The organism is Thioalkalivibrio sp. ALJ7, assembly GCF_000376865.1.
Classification (GTDB): domain Bacteria; phylum Pseudomonadota; class Gammaproteobacteria; order Ectothiorhodospirales; family Ectothiorhodospiraceae; genus Thioalkalivibrio.
Window position 1 is genome coordinate 468,211 of the sequence record NZ_AQXQ01000011.1, and the last position, 15,527, is coordinate 483,737.

16 protein-coding genes are annotated in these 15,527 nt (G+C 64.2%); 12 read left to right on the forward strand and 4 right to left on the reverse strand.

The genetic code is table 11. The features are described from left to right. Positions 1-57: 57 nt before the first annotated feature. The 4 genes from D002_RS0108530 to D002_RS0108545 all read right to left on the reverse strand — a co-directional run bounded on the left by D002_RS0108530 (position 58) and on the right by D002_RS0108545 (position 5,488). Positions 58-2,253 carry a primosomal protein N' gene (locus tag D002_RS0108530; protein WP_018141501.1) on the reverse strand — a complete coding sequence of 732 codons (2,196 nt, stop codon included), beginning with the start codon at positions 2,251-2,253 and terminating at the stop codon, positions 58-60. A gap of 408 nt (positions 2,254-2,661) precedes the next feature. Then, a complete protein-coding gene (locus D002_RS0108535) occupies positions 2,662-4,050 on the reverse strand; it encodes an NAD(P)(+) transhydrogenase (Re/Si-specific) subunit beta (RefSeq protein WP_018141502.1) in 1,389 nt (462 codons plus the stop codon). Then, on the reverse strand, positions 4,047-4,358 hold the full coding sequence (locus D002_RS0108540) for an NAD(P) transhydrogenase subunit alpha (RefSeq protein WP_017942675.1): 312 nt from the start codon (positions 4,356-4,358) through the stop codon (positions 4,047-4,049). Before D002_RS0108540 ends, D002_RS0108535 begins: the two co-directional genes overlap by 4 nt. Then, entirely contained in the window at positions 4,355-5,488 is a 1,134-nt protein-coding gene (locus tag D002_RS0108545; RefSeq protein ID WP_018141503.1) for an NAD(P) transhydrogenase subunit alpha, read from the reverse strand. The genes D002_RS0108540 and D002_RS0108545 overlap by 4 nt, the downstream gene beginning before the upstream one ends. A gap of 348 nt (positions 5,489-5,836) precedes the next feature. Between D002_RS0108545 and D002_RS0108550 the strand changes: the two genes are divergently transcribed. From D002_RS0108550 to D002_RS0108605, 12 genes are all read left to right on the forward strand, one after another. Further along, positions 5,837-6,478, forward strand: coding sequence for an HNH endonuclease (locus tag D002_RS0108550; protein WP_018141504.1), 642 nt, complete (start codon positions 5,837-5,839; stop codon positions 6,476-6,478). Between the two features lie 202 nt (positions 6,479-6,680). Further along, positions 6,681-7,772: a ferrochelatase gene (gene hemH, locus D002_RS0108555; RefSeq protein ID WP_018141505.1), complete on the forward strand. Its 1,092-nt coding sequence runs from the start codon at positions 6,681-6,683 to the stop codon at positions 7,770-7,772. 19 nt (positions 7,773-7,791) lie between these two features. After that, positions 7,792-8,565: a competence/damage-inducible protein A gene (locus tag D002_RS0108560; protein ID WP_369772029.1), complete on the forward strand. Its 774-nt coding sequence runs from the start codon at positions 7,792-7,794 to the stop codon at positions 8,563-8,565. 321 nt (positions 8,566-8,886) lie between these two features. Next, on the forward strand, positions 8,887-9,837 hold the full coding sequence (locus D002_RS0108565) for an ABC transporter permease (RefSeq protein WP_018141507.1): 951 nt from the start codon (positions 8,887-8,889) through the stop codon (positions 9,835-9,837). Between the two features lie 44 nt (positions 9,838-9,881). Continuing rightward, on the forward strand, positions 9,882-10,760 hold the full coding sequence (locus tag D002_RS0108570; RefSeq protein WP_018141508.1) for an ABC transporter ATP-binding protein: 879 nt from the start codon (positions 9,882-9,884) through the stop codon (positions 10,758-10,760). Between the two features lie 58 nt (positions 10,761-10,818). Continuing rightward, entirely contained in the window at positions 10,819-11,610 is a 792-nt protein-coding gene (locus D002_RS0108575; RefSeq protein ID WP_081610840.1) for a GntR family transcriptional regulator, read from the forward strand. Continuing rightward, positions 11,607-13,352, forward strand: coding sequence for a fumarate reductase/succinate dehydrogenase flavoprotein subunit (locus tag D002_RS0108580; RefSeq protein WP_018141510.1), 1,746 nt, complete (start codon positions 11,607-11,609; stop codon positions 13,350-13,352). The genes D002_RS0108575 and D002_RS0108580 overlap by 4 nt, the downstream gene beginning before the upstream one ends. Positions 13,353-13,364: 12 nt before the next feature. After that, on the forward strand, positions 13,365-13,598 hold the full coding sequence (locus D002_RS0108585; protein ID WP_017942684.1) for a ferredoxin family protein: 234 nt from the start codon (positions 13,365-13,367) through the stop codon (positions 13,596-13,598). A gap of 11 nt (positions 13,599-13,609) precedes the next feature. Then, positions 13,610-14,569 carry a HEAT repeat domain-containing protein gene (locus tag D002_RS0108590; RefSeq protein WP_018141511.1) on the forward strand — a complete coding sequence of 320 codons (960 nt, stop codon included), beginning with the start codon at positions 13,610-13,612 and terminating at the stop codon, positions 14,567-14,569. A gap of 51 nt (positions 14,570-14,620) precedes the next feature. After that, positions 14,621-14,944 carry a ferredoxin FdxA gene (gene fdxA, locus D002_RS0108595; protein WP_018141512.1) on the forward strand — a complete coding sequence of 108 codons (324 nt, stop codon included), beginning with the start codon at positions 14,621-14,623 and terminating at the stop codon, positions 14,942-14,944. A 6-nt stretch (positions 14,945-14,950) separates the two neighbouring features. Further along, positions 14,951-15,175 carry a hypothetical protein gene (locus tag D002_RS0108600; RefSeq protein WP_018141513.1) on the forward strand — a complete coding sequence of 75 codons (225 nt, stop codon included), beginning with the start codon at positions 14,951-14,953 and terminating at the stop codon, positions 15,173-15,175. Continuing rightward, positions 15,175-15,525, forward strand: a complete 351-nt coding sequence (locus D002_RS0108605; RefSeq protein WP_018141514.1) for a gamma-butyrobetaine hydroxylase-like domain-containing protein — start codon at positions 15,175-15,177, stop codon at positions 15,523-15,525. The genes D002_RS0108600 and D002_RS0108605 overlap by 1 nt, the downstream gene beginning before the upstream one ends. Positions 15,526-15,527 lie beyond the last annotated feature (2 nt).

Consider the following 15,527-nt stretch of genomic DNA (forward strand, 5'->3'; position numbering starts at 1 on the left):
TGTAAAAAGGGCCGCATTCTAACCCGTAAGTCCGGGGCGTGCCGCCCCTCGCGAGACTCAGGCGAGGGAGGCCGGGTCGATGTCGATCGCGATGCGGATACTGCGCGGAAGGTCGTCGGCCTGCCACGCATGGCGTGCCTGGTGCAGACCCTCGTGAAGCGGACCGCGGCGGGTGGACTGCAGCAGGATCTGTTCGCGGAAACGGCGATTGACGCGGTGGCGCGGCGCGGGGGCAGGACCCAGCACGCGGAGGCCATCGGTGGCCGCGTCGCGCAGGTGTGTGGCGATGCGCTCGGCATGGCGCCGGGAGGTGTCAGCATCGCCGGCCTCGACCCGTACCAGGGCCAGGTGGCCGTGCGGGGGCATCTCGGCGGCGGCGCGCTCCTCCAGCAGGGGCGCGACCATGGCCGGGTAGTCCTCGGCATCGAGGCCGCGGATCAAGGGGTGATCGGGGTGTCCGGTCTGCAGTAGCACGCGCCCGCCGCCGGAGCCGCGGCCCGCCCGCCCCGCGGCCTGGACGATCAGCTGCAGGGTGTTTTCGGTCGCTCGCAGATCGACGCTGAACAAGCCCTGGTCGACGTCGATCACGCCCACCAGACCCACCTGCGGGAAGTCGTGGCCCTTGGCCAGCATCTGGGTGCCGACCACGATGGCGGCGTCGAGCTGGCGGATGCGATCCAGGGCCTCCTCCAGCGCCCCCTTGTGGCGAATGCTGTCCCGGTCCAGTCGGATCAGTGGAGTCTCCGGGAAATGGCGGGCCAGGGCCAGTTCCAGACGCTGGGTGCCCAGGCCGCGCTGGGCCAGCGCTTCGCCGCATTCCGGGCAGCGCTGGGGGCGCGGCTCCTGGTGGCCGCAGAGGTGGCAGACGGCGCGTGGGTTGTGCGCATGGACGGTCAGGCGCGCATCGCAGTCGGGGCACTCGGCGACCCAGCCGCAGGCGTCGCAGGCCAGAACCCGGGCGAAGCCGCGGCGGTTGAGTAGCAGGAAGCATTGGTGGCCGGCCGCGAGGGTCTGCGTCATGGCGTCCAGCAGAGGGGCGGTCAGGCCTTCGTCCGGGGTGTGCACGCGGGTGTCGATGCTTTCGACCATGGGCGGGCGGGTGCCGTCGGGTCGGCTGGCCAAGCGGGCGTGGGCGTAGCGCCCGGTGGTGGCCGCGTACAGGGTCTCCAGGGTGGGAGTGGCGGAGCCGAGGACCACCGGGGCCTGTTCCAGCTGGCCGCGCTTGATGGCCAGATCGCGGGCGTTGTAGCGGAATCCGTCCTGTTGTTTGAAGGCGCTGTCATGCTCCTCGTCGACGATGATCAGGCCGAGGTCGGGCAGGGGCGTGAACAGCGCGGACCGGGTGCCGACCACAATGCGCCGCTGGCCTTGGCGCGCGGCCTCCCAGGCGCGCAGGCGTTCGCCTTCGGCCAGGCCCGAATGGAGCAGCGCCACCTGACCCGGAAAGCGCTGCTGGATGCGTGCACTCAGCTGTGGCGTCAGCGCGATCTCGGGGATCAGGAACAGAACCTGACGCCCCGTGGCGAGGACCTGCTCGGCCATCCGGAGATAGACCTCGGTCTTGCCGCTGCCGGTCACGCCTTCCAGTAGCAGTGGTGTCGCGGCGTCGAGACTCAGGGCGTCGACGGCCGCTTGTTGTTCCGCCGTCAGGGCGTGGTCGCTGGCGTTCGGTGGCGGTGGGTGTTGCGGGTCGGGTGTGATGCCTTCCAGCCAGTTGCGTTCGGCGAGCGCTCGCAGTTCCTTGGGCGTGAGCTGCAGGCCGGTGGCCGCGGCCAGGGTGGCGCGGTCCAGCGCCGGGGCAGCCTCCAGGCTGCGGAGGACCGATTGTTGGCGACGTCCACGTGCTGCGCCGCTGGATAGCGCATTGCGGCCCCCGGGTGTGAGTCGCCAAAGCGTGTCCGGGGTCAGGCTGGGGAGGGGGTCGCCGTGGCGTACGGCCGGTGGCAGGGCTCCGAGCAGGGCCTCCCCGAGCGGGTGGTGGTAATAGCGGGCCCCGAATGACAGGAGCTCGAGCAGATGGGGTCCAAGAAGCGGATGCGCCTCCGGCACATCGCGGATGGCGCGTAGCCGACTTTTCGGCACGTCGCTGGTCGTGGCTAGTTCCACCACCAGCCCGATCGTGGCGCCGCGTCCGAAGGGGACGCGCACCCTTTGTCCGGGCGCGAGCGATAGGTCCTCGGGGATGCGGTAGTCGAACAGCTGGTCCAGCGGGCGATCCAGCGCAATGCGGGCGATTCGGGGCGCGGCAGGCATGCGCACAGTCTACTGCGTTGGGTGCCATGGCGGGACAAGGGCCGTATCCGGGAGGCGCAGTGTGTTATCCACAAAAGCTGTGGATAAGTCTGTGGGTGAATCTGCTCGGTGGGGCTTAAATGCTTGTTCGTGCTGGGGCGATGCTGGATTGGCCAAAAATCAACCAGAACCTTTTTGTTTATTAAAAACAGTAATTTAATGGAACAACATGAAACCGTGTGCACGCTGTGTGTGCTAACCGGGATCTTTTCCCCCATCCTGTGGGCAGTCTGTACAGGGTGTGTACAGATAAACCGCTGGCGTGGTCCTTTCCTCCGGCCCTGACAACAAAAAACCCGGCACCGTTAAACGGTAGGCCGGGTTTCATTTGCGGACCCGGGAACCGGGCTCGCTGCTGGGGCTGACGGGCTAGCCGAGGGCCTTCACCGAGGCCACCAGTTCGGCGGCCACTTTCTGGCCGTCGCCGTACAGCATCTGGTTGTTGTCGGCATAGAACAGGTGGTTCTCGATACCCGAGAAACCGGAACCCTTGCCGCGCTTCACGCAGATGACGTTCTGGGCCTGGTCGGCGTTCAGAATCGGCATGCCGTAGATCGGGGAGTCCGGGTTGGTCCGGGCCACCGGATTCACGACGTCGTTCGCGCCGATCACCATGGCGACATCCGCAGTCTTGAACTCCTCGTTGATCTCGTCGAGGTCGAAGATGATGTCGTAGGGCACGCCGGCCTCGGCCAGCAGCACATTCATGTGCCCGGGCATGCGGCCCGCGACCGGGTGGATCGCGAACTTCACGTCCACGCCACGCTTCTGCAGCAGCTGGGTGAACTCCCAGATTTTGTGCTGTGCCTGCGCCACGGCCATGCCGTAGCCCGGCACAATGATCACTTTCTCGGCGTAGGCCATCATGATCCCGGCGTCGTTGGCCTGGATCTCCTTCATGGTGCCTTCGATCGTCTCTTCCGCGCCGCCGCTGGATCCACCGAACTGGCTGAAGAGGATGTTGCTGATCGGGCGGTTCATCGCCTTGGCCATCAGCTGGGTCAGCAGCGTACCGGCCGCACCGACCACGATACCGGCAATCATCAGGGCCGGATTGTCGAGGACGATACCCTTCAGACCAACTGCAAGGCCGGTCAGGGCGTTGTACAGCGAGATGACTACCGGCATGTCAGCGCCGCCAATCGGCAGGGTCATCAGCACGCCAAAGGCCAGCGACAGGACGAAGAACAGCAGCAGCGTGGCCGAACCGATCTCGCCGCCCCCGGTTGCCAGCATGAAGCCGAGGATCACGGTGATCGCAAAGATCGCGATGTTCACCACCTGCTGGCCGCCGAAGGTGAAGGTCTTCTTCATCAGACCCTGCAGCTTGGCGTAGGCCACCAGCGAGCCGGAGAAGGCCACCGAGCCGATCAGCGAGCCGGTCACGGCGATCGCCAGGCCGGTGTTGCTGACCGTTTCCGGGGTTGCCTGCAGCAGGTAGATCGCACCGATACCGGCTGCGGCACCGCCGCCCATGCCGTTGTACAGCGCGATCATCTGCGGCATGTCGGTCATCGCGACCTTCTTGCCGCTCCACCAGGCGAGGCCGCCACCAATGACGATGCCCAGGATGATCAGGGTGTAGTTCACGCCGCCGGAGATCTCCGGGTGCACGAAGGTCACGAGCGTGGCGATCACCATGCCCACGCCGGCCCAGATGATGCCCGGCCGCGCGGTGGTCGGCGAAGACATCTGTTTGAGGCCGACGATGAACAGGACCGCCGCCGCAAAGTAGGCGAGGTTGATGATCATGCTCATGCGTTATCTCCCTTCTTGTCGTCCTTCTTGCTGGTCTTGAACATCTCCAGCATGCGTTCGGTGACGACGTAGCCACCCACGGCATTACCCGCGGCCAGGATTACGGCGACAAAGCCGATGGCCTGTTCCAGTGGGGTCGTGGCATGGCCCAGCGCGACCATGGTCCCGACCAGCACGATGCCGTGGACGAAGTTGGAACCGGACATCAGCGGGGTATGCAGGATGACCGGTACCTTGGAGATGATCTCGTAGCCGGTGAAGGCCGCGAGCATGAAGATGTACAGCGCGATAAAGCCTTCGATGATCATGATTTCGCTCCCTTGAGGGCCTCGCGGGTGGCCTCGTGCACGATCTCGCCGTCGCGCGTCAGCACGCTCTTGGCGATGACTTCGTCATCCCAGTCCGGCTTGAATTCACCGCCTTCGGCGATCATCGGCGTGAGGAAATTGAGCAGGTTCTTGGCGTACATCTCGGAGGCGTGCAGCGGGACCTGCGAGGGCACGTTCAGCGGTGCGTGAATGACCACGCCCTTGGTTCGGCTGGTCTTGCCCGGCTTGGACAGCTCACAGTTGCCGCCGCCCTCGGCCGCCAGGTCGATGATGACCGCGCCCGGCTTCATGCCCTCGACCATTTCCTTGGGGATCAGCTTGGGCGCATCGCGACCGGGGATCGCGGCGGTGGTGATCAGCACGTCCGCCTTGGCGATGTACTCGCCCAGGGCGTCCTGTTGCTGCTTTTTCTCTTCTTCGGTGAGTTCGCGGGCGTAGCCCCCCTCGCCCTCGGCGGAGACGCCGAGATCCAGGAACTTCGCACCCAGCGATTCGACCTGCTCCTTGGTGGCGGAGCGCACGTCATAGGCCTCGACCATCGCACCCAGGCGCTTGGCGGTTGCGATCGCCTGCAGACCGGCCACGCCGGCGCCGATCACGATGACCTTGGCCGGGCGGATGGTGCCGGCCGCGGTGGTCAGCATCGGGAAGAAGCGGCAGGACAGATCCGAACCCATGATCGCGCCCTTGTAACCGACCACGGCCGCCTGCGAGGACAGTACGTCCATGCTCTGGGCGCGCGAGATGCGCGGAATCAGCTCCATCGCGAAGCTCAGGATCTTGCGCTCCTGCATTGCCTTGACCACGTCCGGGTTGCGGTGGGCGTGGAACAGGCTGACCACGGTCGAGCCCTCCGGCAGCTGGTTCACTTCTTCAACCGTTGGCGGTGCCACGCGAACCATCAGGTCCGACTGGCCGTAAGCGGTCTCGGTACCGACCACGGTCGCCTTCTCGTAGGCCGCATCCGGAAACTGGGCATTGGAGCCGGCACCCTTCTCCAGCTGCACGGTGACGCCCAGATCGCTGAACTTGGCCGCTACCGACGGATCCAGGGCCACGCGGCGCTCGCCGCTGGCGGACTCCTTGGGAACGGATAATTTGATTGCCATGCGCTCTCTCCCCGGGCCAAACGTCCGCGTACTCCTTACCGGACGATCAGCCGCGCTCGCGGGTGGTGAAATCGGATGCTGCACGCTCGAACCGAGCCATGCCGCACAAAAAACGACCCGCGAGTGTAGCGGAATCAGCCTGGCGCTTAAACCGTGTCCACAGCGCCCGGGGGGCTATGCCGGGCCCGGCGAACCTTCGATACCGCGGGTCATGGTGTTGTAATTGCTTTGTTCTTCAGGGCTGTTTATTGTCAGACGAGCACCGAAGGAGGCATCGATTTGTTCACTCGCCGGTCACCGAGCGAGACGCGTGAGCAAATCCGTGTTTCCTTGAAACGGGACGAGGTCATGTTGCCGACCGAGCATCAAGTCCTGCGCACGGATGCTGCGGGTATGCCGCTGGAGTGGATCGGCCTGGAGCAGGCCGTGCGCCTCTATTACACCGAGCAGGTGGCCTACACCTGTGGGAGTCCGCTTTATCGCATGCGCGGCGGTATCAACGCGCGCACCGGGCTGCAATCAAGGGTCGAAGTCAACTCGATCATCGCTACGCACGGCACCCGTCAGTCCCGCTTCAACGATTACATCCCCCCGCTCAACAACACCACACTCTTCCGCCGCGACGCCCACCTGTGTCTCTACTGTGGCAATTCCTTCCGCGAGTGTGACCTGTCCCGCGACCATGTCACGCCGATCAGCCAGAACGGTGAGGACACCTGGAACAACGTCGTGACGGCTTGCAAGCGCTGCAACAACCACAAGGCCGGGTTCACGCCAGAGGAGGCGGGCATGCAGTTGCTGGCGATCCCGTTCACGCCCACCCATGCGGAGTACATCTTCCTCAAGGGCAAGCGCGTACTGGCCGACCAGATGGAATTCCTGCAGGCCCACTTCCCGCGCACAAGCCCGCTGCGGGGACGTGTAGGCCACCTCTGCACGGATCGTGCGTCTACGCTCGAGTCGCTTTTATGTGCGAATAAGGCGCGTTGACTGCCGAGCAGTCATCCTGCTCAAGGGAGCCACAACGCCGCGCCCTGTCCCCCGAAACTGGGGGCACCAACGCGGACGTGCGATTCGCGCAGAGGTGCCCTTGGTCATCGCGCGCTATCCTGAGCCCGTTCCGGGCTGAACCAATTCGGTCCGGTGAGACTCCGAACGGAGTCGACTCCCCCTATTGTCTGCAAGGAGCCCCATGAAGTACTTCGGAGAAGCGGATTATCGCCACGGCCAGGCGCGCGGTGTCGGTGTGTTATTGACTAATCTCGGCACGCCGGACGAACCCACTGCCCCTGCGCTGCGCCGCTACCTGAAGGAGTTCCTTTGGGACCCGCGTGTGGTCGAGGTGCCACGGCCCATCTGGTGGCTGATCCTGAACGGCGTGATTCTGAATATCCGTCCCAAGCGTTCCGCGGCCAAGTACGCCACCGTCTGGACGGATGAGGGTTCGCCGCTGCTGGCGATCTCGAAACGCCAGGCCGAAGGCGTGCGCCAGCGCCTGGCCGAACAGGTTGGTGAGGTCCCGGTCGCGCTGGGTATGCGCTACGGCAACCCGTCGATTGCCGCCGGTCTCGACGAGCTGCGGCGCCAGGGCGTGCGTCGAGTGGTGGTCCTGCCGCTTTATCCGCAGTACTCGGGCAGTACCAATGGCTCCACCTTCGATGCCGTCGCCGACGTGCTGAAGGGCTGGCGCTGGGTGCCGGACCTGCAGTTCATCGCCGCCTACGACGCCGAGCCCGGTTACATCGAGGCGCTGGCCAACAGCGTTCGCGAGCACTGGAATGAACAGGGGCAGGCCGATCGCCTGGTGATGTCCTTCCACGGTATCCCCAAGCGCTACCTGCTCAAGGGCGATCCCTACCATTGCCTTTGCCATGCCACCGGGCACAAGCTGGCGCAGGCGCTGGGGCTGAACGACGACCAGTGGCAGGTGACCTTCCAGTCGCGTTTCGGTCGCGAGGAATGGCTGCAGCCCTATACCGACAAGACCATGGAGGCGCTGCCGGGGCAGGGCGTGCGCTCGGTGGACGTGATCTGCCCCGGTTTCTCCGCGGACTGCCTCGAGACCATCGAGGAGATCGGCGACGAGAATCGCGAGATCTTCCAGGAGGCCGGTGGCGAACGCTTCCACTACATCCCGGCCCTGAACGACCGCGCGGATCACCTCGATTTCCTGGCCGGGCTGCTGCGCCAGCACCTGACGCCGTGGCTCAACGATCCGGACAACGCCCCCGAGGCGCGCGCCGCCGCCCGCGAGCGTGCGCTCGCGCTGGGCGCTAAACAGTAACGTGGTGAAGGCCGGGGCGATGGACGGACCCGTGATGGTCGAACGGGATGCCGATGCGGTGGAGATCGGCGCCGTGATCATTGGCGACGAACTCCTGAGCGGCAAGCGCCGCGACCGGCACCATGCGCACCTGACCGAGGCGCTTGCCGAGAAGGGCCTGGAGCTGTCGTGGATCCGGATCGTGGGTGACAGCGCCCGCCTGCTGACGCAGACCTTCCGCGAGACCCTGGCAAGCGGCGCCGAGGTGTTCAGCTTCGGCGGTATCGGCGCGACCCCGGACGATCGTACCCGTGCCTGCCTGTCCGAAGCGCTGGAACGACCGCTCCAGCGCCATCCGGAATTTGTTGATCTGCTGGAACGCCGCTTCGGGGACGAGGCCTATCCGCATCGCATCCGCATGGCCGAGCTGCCAGAAGGTGCCAGCCTGATACCCAACCCGATCAACGGTGTGCCAGGGTTCAGCTGCGAGCGGCATCATTGCGTGCCCGGATTCCCCTCCATGGCCGAGCCCATGGTGCGCTGGGTGCTGGACCAGCGCTTCCCCCAGCGCAACGCGGAAGCGGGTTCGGTGGAAGAGAGCCTGATCCTGCAGAACACCACCGAGAGCTCGCTGGTGCCGGTGCTTGAGGCCATGGAGGCCGCGTTCCCGGATCTACGCATCTCCTGTCTGCCCCGAATGGACCGCAACGCGCCGCGGGTCGAATTGGGCGTGCGTGGCCCCCGTGCCCGCGTCACCGAGGCCCACGCGCGGCTACGCCAGTCCTTGATCGAAGCGGGCTTCTTGACCCACTAGGTCTCAGCGGCCGCGGGCTCCGGTTCTGGCTGCACTTGTCATTATAAGCCTCGCAGTTTTGGGTTAGCGTGCCCCGTCCTGGGGCGCGTTCGCCCGTGCGTGATGCACGTGACCCGCGTCGGCTCGTGGATCCCTTTTTTTCTGCACCTCGACGTTCCCCTAGAAACAGCACCTTAAACCCCTTTCTCGATGCCCCTTGGGCATTGGCATGGATGCTGCAGCCACTTCAGGGCGTAAGAACACGTCAGAACAAGTTGAGTGGTGGCGTGACAGACCAATCCATTGGGCAAGACCTGATGGCCTCGAGGGAAGGGGTTTCGAATGACAAATAAGACGGTGCCAGTAGCAGACGAGCCGGTGGAGACCGCTCCTTCCGCGCCCGACAATACGACTGCGACGGCCCAGGCCACGGATGCCGCGCCTGCGTCGGAGGAAGTCCCTCGAGCGGGCAGTTCCTCGCTTGGCGGGGCGGGTGACTCGTCTATCGGCGAGCGCCTCAAGGTATTAGGCGGTACCTGGTGGGCACGCTACAGCGTCCGGGCGATCTCGGTTCTGGTGCTAATCGGTCTTTGGCATCTGGCGTCGGTCAACGACTTCCGTCTGCTCCTCAACTTCGAGAATGTCCCCAGACCCGGTGTTGTGGGTGCGGTGCTGCTGGATCTGTTGTCTTCCGACATCTTCTATCGACATGTCGGTGCCAGCGTCGAGCGGGTCGCGATCGCCTTCGGGTTGGCTACGATCTCCGGCATCGCGCTTGGCGTTTTTATGGGTCGTAACCGTTTTGTGGAGGATGTGTTCTCGCCTTATGTAGAAATCTTCCGGCCCATTCCGGCGGTGGCCTGGATTCCGCTGGCGATCCTGATGCTCCCCACAGAACAGAGCAGCATCATCTTTATCACCTTTCTCGGGGCATTTTTTCCGATCGTGCTGAACACCATGCACGGGGTGGATCAGACGCCCAAGGATCTCGTGCGGGCCGCCCGTGCTTTGGGGGCCTCCAGTACCTCGATCTTGATCCATGTCGTCCTGCCGGCGGCCTTGCCCAGCATCGTGGCGGGTATGGCGATCGGCATGGGCATCGCATGGTTCTCGCTTCTAGCGGGCGAGATCATCAGTGGCCAGTACGGCATCGGCTACTTCACTTGGAGCTCCTACTCACTGGTTCAGTACCCGCAGATCATTGTCGGGATGGTGACGATCGGCCTCCTTGGAACTCTGTCCACGCTGTTGGTGCGCTATGGCGCCCGGCCGTTCCTGCGCTGGCAGCGTTAGGAAGTCGACCCAATTTCGAACCATGTAAGCAACGGGATCGCGCAATGAGAATTGGAAACCTTTGGGCCTTCGGTGAGGGGCCATCACGCAAGAAATCTGCACCCGGTGGGACGCTGGCGGGTCGCCCCGAGGCGGGCCGAGTCCAGATCTCCGATGTGTCCATCGAGTTCAATACCAATGGGCGCCGAAATCTAGCGGTGGATGGCGCGAACCTGGAGATCGAACCGGGCGAATTCATCTGCCTCCTAGGACCTTCGGGTTGCGGCAAATCGACCCTGATGAATGCGGTGGCCGGATTCGTCGCGCCGACGGCAGGGCGTGTCGAAGTCGATGGCAAACGGGTTCGTGGACCGGGTCCGGAACGCGGCATGGTGTTCCAGCAGCACTCGTTGTTCCCTTGGAAAAGTGTCCGCAAGAACGTCGCCTTTGGCCCCCGGATGGCCGGGCACTCCAGAACCGAGTCCGACAGTATCGCGCGCACCTTTCTCGGGATGGTGGGCCTTTCGGCCTATGGCAACCACTTTCCGGCGCAATTGTCCGGGGGTATGCAGCAGCGGGTCGGCATCGCGCGCGCCCTGGCGAACTACCCCGACGTGTTGCTGATGGATGAGCCGTTTGGGGCGCTGGATGCCCAGACCCGAGCGATGATGCAGCAAAACCTGGTGGATCTGCGTCAGGAGTTTCACACCACCATCGTGTTCGTTACGCATGACATCGAGGAGGCCGTGTTCCTGGCGGACCGGATCATCGTGATGAGCGCCAGTCCGGGACGGTTAATCAAGGATATTCGTGTCGACATCCCGCACCCGCGTACCCACGAGGTGGTGACCGAGCCCCGATTCGTCGAGCTGAAAAAACAGTGCCTGGACCTGATTCGGGCCGAGACGACACGGGCATTCGAACAGCAGGGGCAGTCGGTCTAGAGCCAAATGGGCACGGATCCGTTTACTCCTCATTACTTGTTATGATAGGATAGTACATATGCTGGATATACACCGCCAAATAGGGCTTGCAAGCACGGTACCTCCGCGTCCCGTTAGCCGGTCCGGCGGATCCAGACCGCTCTACGGCTGGGTCCGCGACAGCCTGCGCCGCGAGATCCTTCAGGGTGTGCGCGCGCCAAACGAGCGCCTGGCCACTGAAAAAGAGTTGATTGAGGCCTTCGGGGTCAGCCGAATCACGGTGCGTCGAGCGCTTCGCGAGTTGTGTGCCGAAGGCCTGGTGGTGACGGCGCAGGGGCGTGGAATCTTCGTCGCCCGGCCGAGGGTCAGCCAGGAGCTGCGGCGCATGGAGGCCTTCGGCGAGACGGTGACCAGCCAGATCGGCGAGGCCGATGTGCGCCTGCTTTCCATGCAGGAGATGACCCCGCCTTCGCGGGTGGCGCGTGAGCTGGGCTTGGCGCCCAACGACTCGGTTACCCGCATTCGCCAGGTGCAGTATTTGCGCTCACAGCCGGTGATGGTCAGCGAGAGTTTTCTGCCCCTGGCCATCGGTCGGCGGGTATTTAGCCGGGACCTGACGGTGGACACCTTGTCCGTTCTCAAGAATCGCCTGGGTCTCGGGGTGCGGAGTGCCCGTATCGAAATCGAGGCCTGTCACCCGGAGCCTGAGGTCCAGAAAGCGCTGGCGCTTTCGGTGGAGGCCCCTGTCCTGAAACTCACCCGTGTCTTTCTCGACCGCAGCGGTCGTGCCTTTGACGTGGAGTGCCTGTCGTTCCGCGAAGACACCTTCAACTGCAAGTTCCGTACGGATCCCAATGAGGAGTACCTATGAAAGTCAACGAAATCAAAACAGTCGAGATGGATGTCCTGGTGATCGGCGGCGGGACCGGCGGGCCGCTGGCGGCGGTGACGGTCAAGGAGGAAAACCCCGACCTGAGCGTGATGCTGCTGGAAAAGGCCAACGTGAAACGCTCCGGCGCCATCTCCATGGGGATGGATGGCCTGAACAACGCCATCATCCCGGGCCGGGCCACGCCCGAGCAGTATGTAAAGGAGATCACCACGGCGAATGACGGCATCGTCCATCAGAAGGCGGTCCTGGCCTATGCCGAGCGTTCCTACGACATGATCCAGAAGCTGGACTCCTGGGGGGTGCACTTCCAGAAGGACGAGACTGGCGATTACGACGTGAAGAAGGTCCATCACATGGGGAGCTACGTGCTGCCCATGCCCGAGGGCCACAACGTCAAGAAGATCCTGTATCGGCGCCTGCGCCGTAACCGGGTCAAGGTGGAAAATCGCTATCAGGCCACCCGCCTGTTGAAGGATCGCGACGGCAAGATCGCCGGGGCCTTCGCGGTGAACACTCGCACCTCCGAGCCGCTGCTGATCCGCGCCAAGGCCGTGATCATGGCGACCGGCGCCGCGGGACGCCTGGGCCTGCCGACCTCCGGTTATCTGTACGGCACCTACGAGAACCCGACCAATGTGGGCGAGGGGCATGCGATGGCCTATCACGCCGGCGCCGACCTGGCGAACCTGGAGTGTTACCAGATCAACCCGTTGCTGAAGGACTACAACGGTCCGGCCTGTGCCTACGTGACCGGCCCGCTGGGCGGCTACACCGCGAATGCCCAGGGCGAGCGCTTCATCGAGTGCGACTACTGGTCGGGCCAGATGATGCTGGAGTTCTACCGCGAGCTGGAAGGGGGCAAGGGCCCGGTTTACCTGAAGGTGGATCACCTCGCCGAGGAGACCATCCAGGAGATCGAGACGGTCCTGCATACCAACGAGCGCCCGTCGCGAGAACGCTTCCATGCCGGGCGCGGTACCAACTATCGCGAGCACATGCTGGAGATGCACATCTCCGAGGTTGGTTTCTGTAGCGGCCACTCGGCTTCCGGGGTGTGGATCAACGAACACGGCGAGACCACGGTGCCGGGCCTTTATGCGGCCGGGGACATGGGCTCGGTGCCGCACAGTTACATGCTGGGCGCATTCGTGTACGGCCAGATCTGCGGCGAGAGCGCGACGCGTTACGTCAGCGACTGGACCGACGCACCACTGGACGAGTCGTTGATTGCGGCGGAACTCGAACGCGTGATGGCACCGCTGAATGCGGAGGACGGTATTCCTCCGGAGCAGATGGAATACAAGGTGCGCCGTCTGGTGAACGACTACCTGCAGCCGCCCAAGGTCACCAAGAAGATGGAGATCGGGCTCAGCCGCATCCTGCAGGTGCGCGAGGACCTGGCCAAGCTCCACGCCCGGGATCCCCACGAACTGCTGCGTGCCCTCGAGGTGCATGCGATTGTCGACTGCGCCGAGATGGCGGCGCGTGCCTCGATGGCGCGCAAGGAATCCCGCTGGGGGCTGTACCACTACTCCATCGACTACCCCGAGCGCGACGACGAGAACTGGTTCTGTCACAGCCGCCTGTACAAGGGCGAGGACGGATCTATGTGCACCGGTACGCGTGCGGTGGACCCCTACATCATCCCGCTGGACGACGACGAGCTGTCGGCCTACCAGTCCATGCGGATCGAAAACACCGATGAAGTCCCGGCTGAATAAAGGGGAAGTGACATGCCTGTAGCCAACCACAAGACGACCGTCCCGGTGGTCGTTGATGAAGAGAAGTGCATCGCCGACAAGGGGTGCCGGGTCTGCATCGACGTCTGCCCGCTGGATGTCCTGCTGATCGACGAGGTCACGGGCAAGGCCCACATGCATTACGACGAGTGCTGGTACTGCATGCCTTGCGAGAAGGACTGCCCGACCGACGCAGTCACTGTGAACATTCCGTATCTGCTGAGCTGAAGGTGAACCCGATGAGCGAATATGACGATCCAGAACTGCAGGACATTGCCGACAAGCTGGCCTCCGACGACGTGGAGATGCGCCGCGTCGGGGTCCTGGCCCTGGTGGACAGTGCAGAGCCCGAAGCGGCCGACCTGTTGACCCAGGCCCTGAAAGACCCCGACCCCTCGGTCCGCCGAGAGGCGGCCAAGGTCGTCGACGAGTTCGAGTCGGCCGATATTGCCGATGCCCTGCTGGCGGCGCTCAGCGATAGCGATGAGGCGGTACGTAATGCCGCCGCCCACGCCCTGGCGGACCTGAAAGACACCGACGCGGCCCAGCCGTTGCTGGATGCCCTGAAGGGCAGTGACGACCCATTCGTCATTATCGGTGTGCTCGGGGCACTCAAGCCCATGCGGCTCGCCGAGAGCTGCGAACCCGCCCTGGCCATGCTGCAACATTCCGATGCTGGGGTGCGCCGTGAGGCGGTCTCCGTGCTCGGGTGGTTGCGGTCGCCGGCCAACCTTCCGGTGTTGATGGAGCGAGCCCGCGAGGATTCCGACCCGGATGTTCGGCGGGTGGCGGTGAGTGCCCTTTCGTACGGCGATCCCGACTCCGTTGTGGATGCGTTGCTGGGGGGGCTGCGAGATGACAACTGGCAGGTTCGAACCGAGGCGGCCTCCATGATCGGCAAGCTGCGCATGCGAGCCGCACTCCAGAGCCTGATCGAGGCGACCCGCGACGCCTTCTGGCAGGTGCGCGAGAAGGCCGTGGAGGCGCTGGGCACCCTGGGTGATCCGAAGGCGGTCGAGGCGGTGGGTGTTTGCACCGATGACCCGGTGTCGAATCTGCGTAAGGCCGCGGTCGGCGCGCTGGGCGAGATCGGTGACGCTCGGGCCAGCGCGTATGTGGAAAGCGCCCTGGACGACCCCGACCCCGATGTCCGCAAGACCGCCCTGTGGGCCCAGTCGAAATTGCGCGTGGCGAGCTGATTCGCCGCGCGTGTTTCCCCGAGTGTTCCCTGCAGCCGAACGGAGACGACCGTGACCTACGTAGTGAATGAAAACTGTATCCGGTGCAAGTACACCGATTGTGTCGAGGTGTGCCCGGCGGACTGCTTCCACGAGGGTCCCAACATGCTGGTGATCGACCCGGTGGAGTGCATCGACTGTGACCTGTGTGTGCCGGAATGTCCGCCCGAGGCAATCCAGCCAGAAGGCGAGCTGACCGAGGATCAAAAACACCTCCTCGACTTGAATGCCGAGCTGGCGGCTATCTGGCCGGTAATAACTTCTGCGAAAGACCCGCTACCAGACGCGGAAGAGTGGATCGAGCGCACGGGCAAGCTGGCCGAACTGGAGCGCTGAGTCATTATGTTGCATCTTGTCATTACAAGCTGGGTAACGCGCGGCGCCTTTTTGGGGGCGTGGCTGACCGGCGTGGCCACCCTGCTCGGGGCGCGTCCGGTGGACGACCCGGACAACCCCCTGTTGTGGCCGCCGGTCACCACCCTGGTGATCGAGGAGACCGTGCTCGCGGAACTCGCCCGAACCTGTCCTGTGGAGGGCGGCCCGATGGCTGCCGGAGGTAGCGCGTAATGAGCATGCAACCGCCCGACGAGATCCGTCTGCAGGGGCAGACCGGCGAGGTTCAGTTTTGCTGGCCGTCCGGCGAGGTCACCTGCAAACGCTTCGAGGCATTGCGCCTGGCCTGTCGCTGTGCCCATTGCACCGTGGCGCGGCGCAGGGATGAGCCGGTAACGGATGCCACTCAAGTGGACGTGGTCGACATCGTTCCGTTCGGGGTCAGCGGGGTGCGTTTCGTGTTCTCCGATGGTCACGAGCAGGGCATCTATCCGTGGCGCTATCTGTGGGAGATCAGCAGCGCCCGGGCCTCGGCCCATTCAATCAATGATGGAAGCACAACCCGACTCGAATCTGGGAGGTAGAC

What these genes read in the sequence shown, in the direction of transcription:
- D002_RS0108575 (WP_081610840.1), top strand. Translation starts at nt 10,819, where the DNA reads ATGCTGGATATACACCGCCAAATAGGGCTTGCAAGCACGGTACCTCCG.
- hemH (WP_018141505.1), top strand. Translation starts at nt 6,681, where the DNA reads ATGAAGTACTTCGGAGAAGCGGATTATCGCCACGGCCAGGCGCGCGGT.
- D002_RS0108550 (WP_018141504.1), top strand. Translation starts at nt 5,837, where the DNA reads ATGTTGCCGACCGAGCATCAAGTCCTGCGCACGGATGCTGCGGGTATG.
- D002_RS0108535 (WP_018141502.1), bottom strand. Translation starts at nt 4,050, where the DNA reads ATGAGCATGATCATCAACCTCGCCTACTTTGCGGCGGCGGTCCTGTTC.
- D002_RS0108605 (WP_018141514.1), top strand. Translation starts at nt 15,175, where the DNA reads ATGAGCATGCAACCGCCCGACGAGATCCGTCTGCAGGGGCAGACCGGC.
- D002_RS0108545 (WP_018141503.1), bottom strand. Translation starts at nt 5,488, where the DNA reads ATGGCAATCAAATTATCCGTTCCCAAGGAGTCCGCCAGCGGCGAGCGC.
- D002_RS0108540 (WP_017942675.1), bottom strand. Translation starts at nt 4,358, where the DNA reads ATGATCATCGAAGGCTTTATCGCGCTGTACATCTTCATGCTCGCGGCC.
- D002_RS0108570 (WP_018141508.1), top strand. Translation starts at nt 9,882, where the DNA reads ATGAGAATTGGAAACCTTTGGGCCTTCGGTGAGGGGCCATCACGCAAG.
- D002_RS0108580 (WP_018141510.1), top strand. Translation starts at nt 11,607, where the DNA reads ATGAAAGTCAACGAAATCAAAACAGTCGAGATGGATGTCCTGGTGATC.
- D002_RS0108600 (WP_018141513.1), top strand. Translation starts at nt 14,951, where the DNA reads ATGTTGCATCTTGTCATTACAAGCTGGGTAACGCGCGGCGCCTTTTTG.
- D002_RS0108590 (WP_018141511.1), top strand. Translation starts at nt 13,610, where the DNA reads ATGAGCGAATATGACGATCCAGAACTGCAGGACATTGCCGACAAGCTG.
- D002_RS0108530 (WP_018141501.1), bottom strand. Translation starts at nt 2,253, where the DNA reads ATGCCTGCCGCGCCCCGAATCGCCCGCATTGCGCTGGATCGCCCGCTG.
- D002_RS0108565 (WP_018141507.1), top strand. Translation starts at nt 8,887, where the DNA reads ATGACAAATAAGACGGTGCCAGTAGCAGACGAGCCGGTGGAGACCGCT.
- D002_RS0108560 (WP_369772029.1), top strand. Translation starts at nt 7,792, where the DNA reads ATGGACGGACCCGTGATGGTCGAACGGGATGCCGATGCGGTGGAGATC.
- D002_RS0108585 (WP_017942684.1), top strand. Translation starts at nt 13,365, where the DNA reads ATGCCTGTAGCCAACCACAAGACGACCGTCCCGGTGGTCGTTGATGAA.